The organism is Eikenella exigua (assembly GCF_008805035.1).
GTDB lineage: Bacteria > Pseudomonadota > Gammaproteobacteria > Burkholderiales > Neisseriaceae > Eikenella > Eikenella exigua.
The window spans coordinates 293,017-305,592 of sequence record NZ_CP038018.1 but is presented as its reverse complement, the minus strand read 5'-3'; the positions used below and the strand labels follow the sequence as shown (position 1 = coordinate 305,592).

Genomic DNA, 12,576 nt, shown 5'->3' with positions numbered 1-12,576 from the left:
TATCGTAGCCACTTATTTGTTCGTTTGCCCGTATCGCAGCAAATACAGCAGATAAACGGTAAACAGCAAAGCCATCCAGAAAGACGGGATGAGCACGGGATACAGCGTTCCGGCGGCAGACGGATAAACAACTCTGAGCATTCTGCCCAACAGCACACCCGTCAGCGAGCTGAGCAGGGCGAAGGCGCGCGGAAACACGGTTTTCCCAGCCGCCACCACGGCAAACAGCCACACGCTGACCACCAGCACGCCAATCAGAAATACCGCGCCGAAAATATTTTTAAACGACTGGTATTCCGCCAGCAAAGCACCCACCGCCTCACGTTCCGCGCCCGACAGCGTGGCATGGTACGCAGCAGCGCGGGCGAAATAAAAATAGCTGCTGTGCATATAAATGCACACCGTACCAAACAGAAACACCAGCATCAGGCATAACCAGGGCTGCCGCAAACCCCTATTGAGCACATACACGCCACCCGATACAAACGGAAAAAGGAACAGGGCAAATGTAGCCACTTCCACACGCCACGGCGGGAGACACGCCATATTCTGCCAGAAACCGTCATCGAACATGGTGCGGATGTCGATGGCCAGATCCGCCAGCCACACCAGCCAAAGCGCGATAATGGAGGCATAAGCGATGAGTTTTATCTGTTTCTCGTGCATGATTACTCTCCTTAAAGCAGTGTTGGTAGTGCCCATTTTACGCCTGATAACAAGAACATGGATGATTTTCTTTCTCAATTTATAGCAAACTGGATTGCCATATAAATCAGGATAATCCCATAACGCAGGCAAACAGCACCAATCCTATCCGATTTAAAAAGGCTACCTGAAATTTTTCAGGTAGCCTTTATTGTTGGATACGCCGATTGCGGTTAGTCCAAATATTTCAATTTGCCGCGGAAATCGTCCAGCGTTTCATAGCCTTTTTCAGCCATGATGGCTTTCAGCTCTTTAGTGATGCGGGTGAAGGCGGGCACGCCTTCTTTATGCAGGGTGGTGCCCACTTGCACCATACTGGCGCCGCACAGGATGTGTTCAAAAGCATCGCGGCCGGTGAGCACGCCGCCGGTGCCGATGATTTGAATGGAGGGGTTGAGCCGCTGGTAGAAAGCGTGCACATTGGCCAGCGCCGTGGGTTTGATGTATTCGCCACCGATGCCGCCGAAGCCGTTTTTGGGGCGGATGATCACGGTTTCGTCTTCCACATACAGGCCGTTGCCGATGGAATTGACGCAGTTCACAAATTTGAGCGGGAATTTGTTGAAGATGGCGGCGGCTTGGTCGAAGTGGACGATATCGAAATAGGGCGGCAGCTTGATGCCCAGCGGTTTGCTGAAATAGGCAAAGGCATCGCCGAGGATTTTTTCCGTGGTTTCAAAATCGTAGGCAATCTGCGGCTTGCCCGGCACGTTGGGGCAGGAAAGGTTGAGCTCGGTGAGGCCACTAAAGCCGCTCTCCTCCACTTTGCGCAGGAGGGAGTGGGTTTCGCTGGGCGACATGCCCACCAGGGAGAGGAAGAAGGTGCGGTTCGGCTCGCGGTTTTGCAGGTCGAGCAGGTAGTCGAGGTAGTAATCGATGCCGTGGTTGGGCAGGCCCATGGAGTTGATGCTGCCCAGCGGCACGTTGCGGTAGCGCGGCTCGGGGTTGCCGGCGCGCGGCTCGAGGGTAGCGGTTTTGGTCACGAAGCTGCCGGCGGCGGAGTTTTTCACTTCTTCCAATTCGGCAATGCTCATGCAGGCCACACCGGCGGCGTTCATGAGGCAGTTGTCAAACGAGAAACCGGCAATCTGGGTTTGGGTGCTGGGCATGGGTGGCTCCTGGGTTGATGGTTGAACGGCAGCATTGTACACCGAACGGGAATATACCGCTTGCGGCGGGGCAAATGAACGTGGCAGGCTGCTCCACAGATTTTCAGGTAGCCTGCAATCAAACAGGCTACCTGAAAATCTCAAAGGCTTGAAACCTACCCTATCGGCATAGCACTGCCGCCCCATAACCAAAGGCTACCTGAAATTTCAGGTAGCCTTGGTTTCGCTCACCGCAGCAAGCTGCATGTGTTTAAGCGTAATCGCGCAATTCGGGGTTGATGTCGGTTTGTGCCAGATTGTTGGTGTAGTTGCACAGGGTGGCCAGCGCCACGCCCATCACCACTTCCACCGATTGCTGTTTGTTGTAGCCCGCGTCTAGAAAGGCTTGCAGCTCGGCATCGGACACCGCGCCTTTTTTCGCCATCACGGCTTGGGTGAAGGCGGCCAGGGCGGCCAATTTGGCGTCGTCGAATTCGGCGGGGTTCAGATGGCGCGAGGCTTGGATGGCTTTTTCGGAGAGCAGTTTTTTCAACGTGGCGATTTTGGTGTGGCCGGCCACGCAGAAGCCGCACTCGTTGGTTTTGGCGGCAATAATCTGCACCACTTCCACCTCACCGGGGGTGAGGCTGTTGGCGGCGTTGAGCTTGCCCACTTCCTGATAAAACGCCAGGGCTTCGGGCGCATTGGCCAACACGCCGATGAGGTTGGGGATAAAGCCGTTGGCCTTGAGCGCGGCTTCCACGCGCGGTTTGGCGGCTTCGGGGGCGGTTTCTACGGTGTGGACGGGAAGACGTGCCATGATTGGGTTCCTTTATGTGTGCTTGAAAAAGTGGGATTGTAGCGGAAAGCGGGCTCTCGGCTAAATAACGGTTTGTGCGGATCGATAGAACTCAGAGGCATAAGGGCTACCTGAAAATAAACGCAGCTTCTATCAAGCCAAGCTTTTCAGGTAGCCTCTAATCCAGCGTAATGCTTAAGCCAACAAACCTTTCAGCTTAGCGGCAATTTCGCCCACCGCTACCAATTCGGTTTCGCCGCTGCGCCGTTCGGTGTATTCCACTTTGCCTTCTTTCAGGCCGCGGTCGCCGATGGCGATGCGGTGCGGGATGCCCAACAATTCGCTGTCGGCCAGCAGTACGCCGGCGCGGTCGTCGCGGTCGTCGAGCAGCACGTCCACTCCGGCGGCGGTGAGTTCGGCGTAGATTTTATCGGCGGCCTCGCGCACGGCTTCGGATTTTTTGTAGTTCATCGGCACGATCACGGCTTGGAACGGCGCCATGGCGTTGGTCCAGATGATGCCGCGCTCGTCGTTGTTCTGCTCGATAGCGGCGGCCACGATGCGGGTAATACCGATGCCGTAGCAGCCCATTTCCATGATTTGCGATTTGCCGTTGTTGTCTAAGAACGAGGCGTTCAGGGCGGCGGAATATTTGTCGCGCAGTTGGAATACATGGCCCACTTCAATGCCGCGTGCGAGTTTCAGGTAGCCTTTGCCGTCGGGGCTGGGGTCGCCAGCGATTACGTTGCGGATGTCAGCAAATTCGGGCTCGGGGCAGTCGCGGCCGAAGTTGAAGCCGGTGTAGTGGTGGTCGTCTTCATTGGCGCCGATCACGGTGTCGGCCAGTTTTTCTACGGCGAAGTCGGCATACACTTTGCCCTTGAAGCCCACCGGGCCGAGCGAGCCGCCGTTTGCGCCGAATTTTTCTTTAATGGCTTCGGGAGTAGCCATGGCCAGCGGGCTTTTCACGCCGGGCAGTTTTTCGGCTTTGATGTCGTTGAATTCGTGGTCGCCGCGCAACAGCAGCAACACGAGTTCACCCTCTTCTGCGCCTTCCACCACGATGGATTTGAGCGTGCGTTCAATCGGAATCTGCAAAAATTCTACCAACTCGGGAATGGTTTTCACGCCCGGGGTATGCACTTTGGCAAGCGCGGCTTGCGCAGGGGCGCGTTCGCCGCTTTGACGCAGGGTGGGGGCGAGCTCGATATTGGCGGCGAAATCGGATTCGCTACTGTAGGCGATGACATCTTCGCCGCTTTCGGCCAACACTTGGAATTCATGCGAGCCGGTGCCGCCGATGCTGCCGGTGTCGGCGGCCACCGGGCGGTAGTCGAGGCCTAGGCGGTCGAACACGCGGCAGTAGGCGTGATACATGGGCTGGTAGCCGTCGCGCACCAGGGATTCGTAGTCGGTGTGGAAGGAATAGGCATCTTTCATCACAAACTCGCGCGCGCGCATCACGCCGAAGCGGGGGCGGCGTTCGTCGCGGAATTTGGTTTGAATGTGGTAGAAATTTTTCGGCAGCTGTTTGTAGCTGGTGATTTCTTTGCGCACGATATCGGTAATCAGCTCTTCGCAGGTGGGGCTGAAACAGAAAGTATTGTCGTGGCGGTCGGTGATGCGCAGCAGCTCGTCGCCGTAGAAATCCCAACGGCCAGATTCTTTCCACAAGTCGGCGGGTTGGATGACGGGCATCAAAAGCTCGATGGCGCCGGCGCGGTTCATCTCTTCGCGCACCACGGCCTCCACTTTGCGCAACACGCGCAAGCCCATAGGCATCCAAGTGTAGAGGCCGGAGGCGTTGGCCTTAATCAGCCCGGCGCGCAGCATGAGTTTATGGCTGGCCAGCGCAGCTTCAGCGGGGGCTTCTTTGAGGGTGGAAATAAAGAACTGGGAGGCTTTCATGACGGGCTTTCTGTGGGATTAAGAATAGACGGGGAATTGTATCAATGTTTCAGGCGGGCTGCAGCATGAGGCTACCTGAAAGCTGCAGTTTGGTTTTTCAGGTAGCCTGCAACATTGGCTACCTGAAAAAGCTTGAGCGGAAGCACTCAATTCCCCTACCCTGCTGCAAGCCATACCAAGTATGCCAAGGCGGCTCACGCGGCAGGAAGAAATGAAGTGCTTCCGCTGTATCTGTAAAGTTTCAGGTAGCCTTTTGCCGTATCAACTGCCGGCCTTTTCCAACTGCCGCCGCATTTCGGCAATCACCGCTGCGTAGTCGGGCTGATTGAAAATGGCAGAGCCGGCCACGAAGGTATCGGCACCGGCGGCGGCAACTTTGGCAATGTTGTCGGCCTTGATGCCGCCGTCCACCTCAATCAAGATGCGGCGGCCGCTTTCGGCGGCGTAGAGGTCGGTGAGCGAGCGCACCTGTTCGATTTTCTCCAGCGTGTGCGGAATAAATTTCTGCCCGCCAAAGCCGGGATTCACCGACATCAGCAGCACCACATCGAGTTTGTCTAACACATGCTCCAATACATACACCGGCGTGGCGGGGTTGAGCACCAGCCCGGCGCGGCAGCCGCTGTCGCGGATCAGGCTCAGGCTGCGGTCGATATGGCGGCTGGCTTCGGGGTGGAAGGTGATGATGTCGGCACCGGCCTTGGCAAAAGCCTGAATCATTTCGTCCACCGGCTCCACCATCAAATGCACATCCAGCGGCACGGTGGCATAAGGCTTGAGCGCGGCGCACACCATCGGCCCGAAAGTGAGGTTGGGCACGTAGTGGTTGTCCATCACATCAAAATGGATCCAGTCGGCCCCGGCGGCAATCACGCGCTGCACTTCTTCGCCCAAACGGGCGAAATCAGCAGATAAAATGCTCGGAGCGATACGGTAGTGGGTCATGTTGGTGCTTTCTTCTATAAATGGGACTATAATTCATCGCACATCGTGCCAAAAACGTAGTGATTTCCACTACATTGTTGTTTACACAGGTTTACCAAGATTATACCGTGTTTCACGCCGTCATTCGTATACTGGCAGCAATAAATTTACTTGGTTCAACACTGAATCTAAAGAGTTAATCCCATGACTCCTCTTCCCCGCCGCCAAACCCTTTGCCGGATTGTGTTTTCCACCGTCCTACTCACTGCCGGCAGCCTTGCCTTGGCCGACAGTCCCAACTGCGATATGCGCCAGCTTGCGCTCAGCAGCAGCCAACAGGAGCAGCTGCGCCAAGTGCGCGCCGAATACCGCCAACGGATGGACAACCTCGTGGCACAATCGCGCAACCTGCGCCAATACACCACACAGGCTTCCAATTTGGTGCTCTCCGGCCCGGTGTTCGATGAAAACATGGCACGGCATTATGTGAACGAAAAATACACCCCGCAAATGCAGCGCGAAGTGGAAAACCTGCGCGCCCAACACGCCCTGCTGCAAATCCTCACGCCGCAGCAGCGGCAGGAATGGCGTCGGCATTGCCAGTATCAGTAAAAAGCCCTGCCCGATTGGAAAGGCTACCTGAAATTTCAGGTAGCCTTTCATTATTTACACGGAAACATATTACAGCATCCCAATCCCCGACACTTCCCGCGCCAGTCTAGCGGCGGCGTTGTCGGTCATGCCGCCGACGAAATCGAGGATTTTCATGTAGGCGGTGTAGAGTGTGTCTTGTTCGTTCAATGGGTCGTCGCGCAGCAGCTCCAAGGCCAGCGATTGGCGGGTGCTGACATGTGCTTTGGTGATGTAGGCGAAGGCGGCGGGCACGAGCAGGTTGAGAATCGAGCCGATGCAGGGGAAGGCGGCGATTTCGGTAATCAGCTTACTCTGGTGGCGGAACACACGGGTGCGTGCCAGCTCTTTTGCTCCTTCCAACGTATCGCGCACTTCAGGCGTGCACACGCTGAGCAGGTCTTTGCCCTGGAAGTTGCCAGAGAGCAAGTCGGCATGGTGCAGCATAAAGGTTTGCGCCATGTCGTCGATGGTGCGGCCGATGGCCATGCCGCGCAACATGGCGCAGCGCTGGCGGGCGGATTGCTCCGGCCAGAGTTTGTCGATGTGCACCATGCCCTGCAACACGTTTTCCACTTCGCGGTCGTCCAACAAGCCTAGCTCCACCGCGTCTTCCAAATCCAAGAGTGCGTAGCAGATGTCGTCTGCCGCCTCCATCAAGTAGGACAGGGGGTGGCGGCTCCAATGGTGTGCAGCAATTTCAGGTAACCCCAATTCGGCGGCCACGCACTCGATAAATAGCAGCTCGGTTTGATAAATATTGAATTTTTTCAAGCCTTGCGGCGCAGAAGTAGTCCACGGGTATTTGAGCAGTGCGCCGATGGAAGCGGCAGTAAGCCGCATGCCGCCGCGATGACGGTACATTTCAAGGTTGGCGAGGATGCGCAGGCTGTGGGCATTGCCTTCGTAGGTTTGCACATCGCGCCGTTCGGCTTCGGCCAGATATTCTAGGTAGCCTGCGTGCTCGGGGTTGCGGAACCAGTCGCGCAGCGCCTCTTCTCCGGTGTGGCCGAAAGGCGGGTTGCCCATATCGTGCGCGAGGCAGGCCACCTGCACCACGGCGCCAATATCGGAAGGCGTATTCTCCGGCGGCAAGAAACCGCCCTTGGCCAGCATTACGCCCACGCGGTTGCCTAGGCTGCGCCCCACGCTAGCCACTTCCACGCTGTGGGTGAGGCGGTTGTGGGTGTGGTCGTGTTCGGCAAAGGGGTGCACCTGTGTTTTGCGCCCCAGCCGCCGGAACGAGCCGGAAAACACCACGCGGTCGTAATCGATGTGAAAATCGGTGCGCAGCGCATCCGCGCCTTCTTGGCTGGAGGGGGTAACGGTGGCCACCAGACGGCCGTTCTCGGGCTTGAAACGCTTAGTGCTGAGCAGTTGCTGCCAGTTCATGTTTGTCCTTTGGTTTGGCTGGATAAATTGAGGCTACCTGAAAACTAAGCCTTCGGTTTTCAGGTAGCCTCTTTGCGCTTTAACGGGTTACCGGTTTGTAGCGGATACGTTTCGGTTTCGCGCCTTCTTCGCCGAGTCGGCATTTCTTATCGGCTTCATATTCCTGATAGTTGCCGTCGAAGAACACCCATTTCGAATCGCCTTCGCACGCCAGAATATGCGTGGCGATGCGGTCAAGGAACCAGCGGTCGTGCGAAATCACCATCACGCTACCGGCAAATTCCAGCAATGCCTCTTCCAGCGCACGCAGGGTTTCCACGTCGAGGTCGTTGGACGGTTCGTCCAGTAGCAACACATTGCCGCCGCTTAACAAGGTTTTCGCCAAGTGCAACCGTCCGCGTTCGCCGCCGGAAAGCTGCCCCGCGATTTTGCTTTGGTCGCTGCCTTTGAAATTGAAGCGTCCCAAATATTGGCGGGCGGGGATTTCAAACTGCCCGACCTGCAAAATATCGCGGCCTTCGGCGATGTTGTCGAACACGGTTTTATCGTTTTGCAAACCTTCGCGGCTTTGGTCGATCAGGCTCATTTTCACGGTTTGCCCGATTTTCACTTCGCCGGAATCGGGCTGCTCTTTGCCCGAAATCATTTTAAACAGCGTCGATTTACCCGCGCCGTTCGGGCCGATGATGCCGACAATCGCACCCGCAGGCACTTTGAAGCTTAAATCGTCAATCAGCACTTTGTCGCCGAACGATTTTGAAACATTCACAAATTCAATCACTTCATTACCCAAACGCTCGGCGACGGGAATGAAGATTTCCTGCGTTTCATTGCGTTTTTGGTATTCGTAGTTGCTCATTTCCTCAAAACGCGCCAAACGCGCTTTGGACTTGGCTTGGCGGCCTTTGGCATTCTGGCGCACCCATTCCAATTCCTGCTTCATCGCCTTCACGCGCGCGGCTTCGGATTTTGCTTCATTTTCCAAGCGTTTTTCTTTCTGCTCCAGCCAAGACGAGTAATTGCCTTTCCACGGAATACCGTGTCCGCGGTCGAGTTCCAAAATCCATTCGGCGGCGTTGTCGAGGAAGTAGCGGTCATGCGTTACCGCAACGACTGTACCGGGGAAGCGCACCAAGAATTGCTCAAGCCATTCGACCGATTCCGCATCCAAGTGGTTGGTCGGCTCATCCAGCAGCAGCATATCGGGTTTGCTCAACAAGAGTTTGCACAAAGCGACACGGCGTTTCTCACCGCCGGACAGATTGCCAATTTTGGCATCCCATTCCGGCAGGCGCAGCGCATCGGCGGCGATTTCCAATTCATGTTCCGCACCGCCGCCCGTGGACGAACCCGCAGCAATAATCGCTTCCAAGCGGCCCTGCTCTTCCGCCAGCGCGTCAAAATCCGCATCGGGATTGGCATACTCGGCATACACTTCTTCCAAACGTTTCTGCGCCGCGGCCACTTCGCCCAAACCGCTTTCTACTTCCTCGCGCACGGTCTTTTCGGGATCAAGCTCCGGCTCTTGCGGCAAATAGCCGATTTTGATGCCGCTCATCGGCACGGCTTCGCCCTCAAACTCTTTATCCACGCCCGCCATAATCCGCAGCACGGTGGATTTGCCTGCGCCGTTCAAACCGAGCAGGCCGATTTTCGCGCCGGGGAAGAAAGAAAGGGAAATATCTTTAATGATGGTTTTCTGCGGCGGCACAACCTTGCTCACGCGCAACATGGAATAGACGTATTGCGACATAACAACTCCTCGAAAATAGGGGGAAACAGGCAAATAGGTAAATGCCGCCGATTCTAACCGAAAAAAGCATTTCAAGCAGCCGAAAGGCTACCTGAAAATACGGAGCAACAGCGTTTCTAAGAAAAAGAAACTTTCAGGTAGCCTCTCGCCCCTCTAAGGCTACCTGAAAAATTGCATCATCTAACCGGCGGCAAAAAACGGCGTTTGCAGCGCGGTTTGCACGCAGCCCTTTCAGCCCGGCCCCCTCTTGCCTTACAATGCCGCCCGTTCTTTTTATTTGCGGTTTCCCCATGCTTGCCAGCCTGATTGATTTCGTTCTGCATATCGACCAACACCTCATTGAGCTCACCCAAACCTACGGCCTGTGGATTTATGCCATCCTGTTTCTCATCGTGTTTTGCGAAACCGGGCTGGTGGTTACGCCCTTTCTGCCGGGCGATTCGCTCTTGTTTGCCGCCGGCGCGGTGGCGGCGCTGGGCGGGATGAATGTGCATATAGCAGCCGCGCTGCTCTTGGCGGCGGCAGTGATTGGCGACGCGGTAAACTTCGCCATCGGCAAGTATTTCGGCGAAAAGCTGTTTGCCAAACCGGATTCGCGCGTGTTCAAACGCGAGTATCTGGATAAAACCCATGCTTTCTACGAAAAATACGGCGGCAAAACGATTATCCTGGCACGGTTCGTGCCGATTGTGCGCACCTTTGCGCCCTTTGTGGCGGGCATGGGTAATATGCATTACGGCCGCTTTATCCGCTACAATATCATCGGTGCGCTGATGTGGGTGGGGCTGCTCACTTATGCGGGCTACTTCTTCGGCGAGCTGCCGGTGGTGAAAAATAATTTCGGCTTGGTGGTGATCGGCATTATCGTGGTGTCCGTGCTACCGATGGCTGTGGAAATCGCCAAAGCCAAGTGGGGGAAGAAGGCTTAGTCTGCCGCTCCTGCTTCATTTTCAGGTAGCCTCTTACCATAGCGAATTAAAATGGTGACAAGCCAACGCAGTAGCAGTCTTATTGTCATTCACTCTATTGTTAAACGGCCAATCTTTTTTCAGGTAGCCTTCACGTTTTCCTATGATTTATCCTTGGCATGAATCCGCTTGGCGGCAGTTGGCTGCCCAATGGAGCAACCGCCCCAACGCTTGGTTGCTTACCGGCCGACGCGACACCGGCAAAACAGCGTTTGCCCGCCACCTGGCGCAGGCGCTGTTGTGCGAACAGCCGCAGGCCGAACACCAGCCATGCGGCAGCTGCCCTTCCTGCCATCTGTTCGCCCAAGGCAGCCATCCGGACTACTACGAACTCGCGCCCGAGCTGCCTGCCGAGGGCGAAAGCGCGCGCAAGCTGCTGCAAATCAAAATCGACGCCGTGCGCGCCGTGCTATCGCCACTGCTGCAAAGCTCCGTGCGCGGCGGGCTGCGCGTGGTGCTGGTGCAGCCGGCGGAAACCATGAACATCCAAGCCGCCAACGCGCTGTTGAAAATGCTGGAAGAACCGCCTGCATCGGTGGTATTTCTCTTGGTTACCCACAACAAAGACCGTCTGCTGCCCACCATTAAAAGCCGCTGCCGCCCCTTCCTGCTGCCCGCCCCAAGCGCCGAAGAAGCCTTAGACTACCTGAAAACGCAAAACACCCCTCAAGCCGAAGCCCTGCTCGCCTTCCACAGCGGCGCCCCGCTGTTTGCTGCCGAACCGGAGCAAGACGCCATGCGCGAAGAGCTGTGCCAACTGCTAGCCAAACCGCGCCTGTTGACCATGCTGGATTACGCCGCCGCCTTCGACAAGCAAAAATGGCCGCTAGCCGTGTTTCTCGACTGGCTGCACAAATGGCTGGCCGACACCGCGCTCGCCCAACAAAACCTGCCCCCGCTCTACTACCCGCAACACCAAGCCGCCATTTTTCAGGTAGCCTCCCGCACCCAGGGGACAACCTTATTCCAACTGGTACACACCCTAGACCGCCTCAGCCCTTACGGCCGGCACACCTTAAGTGTTAGAATGCAGATTGAAAATTTGTTAACCAGTTATCTTGCCTTTTGGCAAAACAAACCACTTTAAGAAAATAACCGCCAAACCACCATTTGGCATTGGCTGAGGCAATAAGCAATTTAGCTATATTTGGCCTTCACTCTACTTACTCACAACAAGGACATACCAATGAGCACCCCCTCCGATAGCGCCCCCGGCCGCATGATGAGCGTTAGCCTAAAAGACAAACCCACCGCCTACTACAGCTACATGCCGTTTCTGGAGCATGGCGGCATTTTCGTACCCACCAACGACGAATTCAAAATGGGCGAAGAAGTGCTGCTGGTATTGGAACTGTTTGACAATGCAGAAAAATTCTTCCTACGCACCCGCGTAGTGTGGATCAACCTCAGCCGTACCACCAACGGCCAGCCGCAAGGCGTAGGCCTCGCTTTCGGCGACGATGAAACCGGCATCAAATGTAAAAACTACATCGAAGACCAACTGCCCGGCCTGCTGCATACCGACCGCGCCACCTACACCATGTAGCCATGCTGATCGATTCGCACTGCCATCTCAACTTCCCCGACCTCGCCCAAAGGCTACCTGAAGTCCTCGCCAACATGGCCGAGGCCGGCGTGGATAAAGCCATCGCCATCAGCGTGAGCCGGCAGAGCTTCGAAGAAGTGCACGCCATCGCCCAAGCTTATCCCAACATCTACGCCACAGTCGGCATCCACCCAGACGATCCAGAAGCCGAAGAATTCAGCCTGGAAGAACTGCTGGAACGCGCCGCCCTGCCCAAAGTGGTGGGCATCGGCGAAACCGGCTTGGATTATCATTGGTGCAAAGGCAATTTGGCCTGGCAGCACCAACGCTTCGCCCTGCATATCGAAGCTGCCAACCGCAGCGGCTTGCCACTTGTCGTCCACACCCGCGATGCTGCTGCCGATACCATGCGCCTGCTGCGCGAACATCAAGCCCACGCCGGCGTTATCCACTGCTTTACCAAAGACGTACACGCCGCCAAACTGGCCTTGGATTTAGGCTTCTACATCTCCTTCTCCGGCATCGTCACCTTCAAAAACGCCACCACCATCCAAGAAGCCGCCCGCTACGTGCCGATCGACAGGCTGCTGGTGGAAACCGACGCTCCCTACCTCGCACCCGTGCCAAAACGCGGCAAACCCAATGAGCCCGCCTACGTACGCCATACCGCCGCCTTCGTTGCCCAATTGCGTGATGACAACTTGGAAAACATTATCCAAGCCACCACCACCAACTGCCTGCGGCTGTTCCACAAAATTAGCATAGCGGCTTGAAACCTGTTTGGTACACGCTGCTTCTACTAAAAATCCGCTGCACCCGTATGGTTTAGTCGTTCTAAATCGGCAAATCTAAGCAGCACCGTA

The 12,576-nt window shown here is 56.1% G+C and carries 12 protein-coding genes; 5 read left to right on the top strand and 7 right to left on the bottom strand.

Annotated elements, in window-relative coordinates:
* Positions 1 to 12: 12 nt before the first annotated feature.
* From EZJ17_RS01650 to rpe, 5 genes are all read right to left on the bottom strand, one after another.
* The gene (locus EZJ17_RS01650) at positions 13 to 702 is read right to left on the bottom strand and encodes a DUF6796 family protein (RefSeq protein ID WP_156496477.1); all 690 of its coding nucleotides are present in this window, start codon (positions 700 to 702) and stop codon (positions 13 to 15) included.
* 176 nt (positions 703 to 878) lie between these two features.
* Positions 879 to 1,814 (bottom strand): dihydroorotate oxidase, encoded by a 936-nt coding sequence (locus tag EZJ17_RS01645; protein WP_067444188.1) that lies wholly within the window; start codon positions 1,812 to 1,814, stop codon positions 879 to 881.
* 250 nt (positions 1,815 to 2,064) lie between these two features.
* Positions 2,065 to 2,613: a carboxymuconolactone decarboxylase family protein gene (locus EZJ17_RS01640; protein ID WP_064086892.1), complete on the bottom strand. Its 549-nt coding sequence runs from the start codon at positions 2,611 to 2,613 to the stop codon at positions 2,065 to 2,067.
* Positions 2,614 to 2,787: 174 nt separating this feature from the next.
* Entirely contained in the window at positions 2,788 to 4,500 is a 1,713-nt protein-coding gene (locus tag EZJ17_RS01635) for a proline--tRNA ligase (RefSeq protein ID WP_067440527.1), read from the bottom strand.
* Between the two features lie 261 nt (positions 4,501 to 4,761).
* Positions 4,762 to 5,445, bottom strand: a complete 684-nt coding sequence (gene rpe, locus EZJ17_RS01630) for a ribulose-phosphate 3-epimerase (protein WP_067440524.1) — start codon at positions 5,443 to 5,445, stop codon at positions 4,762 to 4,764.
* A 183-nt stretch (positions 5,446 to 5,628) separates the two neighbouring features.
* Between rpe and EZJ17_RS01625 the strand changes: the two genes are divergently transcribed.
* Entirely contained in the window at positions 5,629 to 6,036 is a 408-nt protein-coding gene (locus tag EZJ17_RS01625; RefSeq protein ID WP_003822497.1) for a Spy/CpxP family protein refolding chaperone, read from the top strand.
* 69 nt (positions 6,037 to 6,105) lie between these two features.
* Here the strand turns inward: EZJ17_RS01625 and EZJ17_RS01620 are convergent, their stop codons facing one another.
* Positions 6,106 to 7,446 (bottom strand): deoxyguanosinetriphosphate triphosphohydrolase, encoded by a 1,341-nt coding sequence (locus tag EZJ17_RS01620; RefSeq protein WP_067444187.1) that lies wholly within the window; start codon positions 7,444 to 7,446, stop codon positions 6,106 to 6,108.
* A 79-nt stretch (positions 7,447 to 7,525) separates the two neighbouring features.
* On the bottom strand, positions 7,526 to 9,199 hold the full coding sequence (gene ettA / locus EZJ17_RS01615; protein ID WP_067440518.1) for an energy-dependent translational throttle protein EttA: 1,674 nt from the start codon (positions 9,197 to 9,199) through the stop codon (positions 7,526 to 7,528).
* A 290-nt stretch (positions 9,200 to 9,489) separates the two neighbouring features.
* On the opposite strand from ettA, the gene EZJ17_RS01610 reads away from it, so the two are divergent.
* From EZJ17_RS01610 to EZJ17_RS01595, 4 genes are all read left to right on the top strand, one after another.
* On the top strand, positions 9,490 to 10,128 hold the full coding sequence (locus tag EZJ17_RS01610; protein WP_003824111.1) for a DedA family protein: 639 nt from the start codon (positions 9,490 to 9,492) through the stop codon (positions 10,126 to 10,128).
* Positions 10,129 to 10,270: 142 nt separating this feature from the next.
* Positions 10,271 to 11,254: a DNA polymerase III subunit delta' gene (gene holB, locus EZJ17_RS01605; protein WP_151086002.1), complete on the top strand. Its 984-nt coding sequence runs from the start codon at positions 10,271 to 10,273 to the stop codon at positions 11,252 to 11,254.
* Between the two features lie 99 nt (positions 11,255 to 11,353).
* Positions 11,354 to 11,713: a PilZ domain-containing protein gene (locus EZJ17_RS01600; RefSeq protein ID WP_067440512.1), complete on the top strand. Its 360-nt coding sequence runs from the start codon at positions 11,354 to 11,356 to the stop codon at positions 11,711 to 11,713.
* Between the two features lie 2 nt (positions 11,714 to 11,715).
* A complete protein-coding gene (locus tag EZJ17_RS01595) occupies positions 11,716 to 12,486 on the top strand; it encodes a TatD family hydrolase (RefSeq protein WP_067440509.1) in 771 nt (256 codons plus the stop codon).
* Positions 12,487 to 12,576: the final 90 nt, after the last annotated feature.

Coding starts and splice junctions, on each gene's coding strand:
- EZJ17_RS01645 (WP_067444188.1), bottom strand. CDS start 1,814: ATGCCCAGCACCCAAACCCAGATTGCCGGTTTCTCGTTTGACAACTGC.
- EZJ17_RS01620 (WP_067444187.1), bottom strand. CDS start 7,446: ATGAACTGGCAGCAACTGCTCAGCACTAAGCGTTTCAAGCCCGAGAAC.
- EZJ17_RS01595 (WP_067440509.1), top strand. CDS start 11,716: ATGCTGATCGATTCGCACTGCCATCTCAACTTCCCCGACCTCGCCCAA.
- EZJ17_RS01625 (WP_003822497.1), top strand. CDS start 5,629: ATGACTCCTCTTCCCCGCCGCCAAACCCTTTGCCGGATTGTGTTTTCC.
- EZJ17_RS01635 (WP_067440527.1), bottom strand. CDS start 4,500: ATGAAAGCCTCCCAGTTCTTTATTTCCACCCTCAAAGAAGCCCCCGCT.
- holB (WP_151086002.1), top strand. CDS start 10,271: ATGATTTATCCTTGGCATGAATCCGCTTGGCGGCAGTTGGCTGCCCAA.
- rpe (WP_067440524.1), bottom strand. CDS start 5,445: ATGACCCACTACCGTATCGCTCCGAGCATTTTATCTGCTGATTTCGCC.
- EZJ17_RS01610 (WP_003824111.1), top strand. CDS start 9,490: ATGCTTGCCAGCCTGATTGATTTCGTTCTGCATATCGACCAACACCTC.
- EZJ17_RS01600 (WP_067440512.1), top strand. CDS start 11,354: ATGAGCACCCCCTCCGATAGCGCCCCCGGCCGCATGATGAGCGTTAGC.
- EZJ17_RS01640 (WP_064086892.1), bottom strand. CDS start 2,613: ATGGCACGTCTTCCCGTCCACACCGTAGAAACCGCCCCCGAAGCCGCC.
- ettA (WP_067440518.1), bottom strand. CDS start 9,199: ATGTCGCAATACGTCTATTCCATGTTGCGCGTGAGCAAGGTTGTGCCG.
- EZJ17_RS01650 (WP_156496477.1), bottom strand. CDS start 702: ATGGGCACTACCAACACTGCTTTAAGGAGAGTAATCATGCACGAGAAA.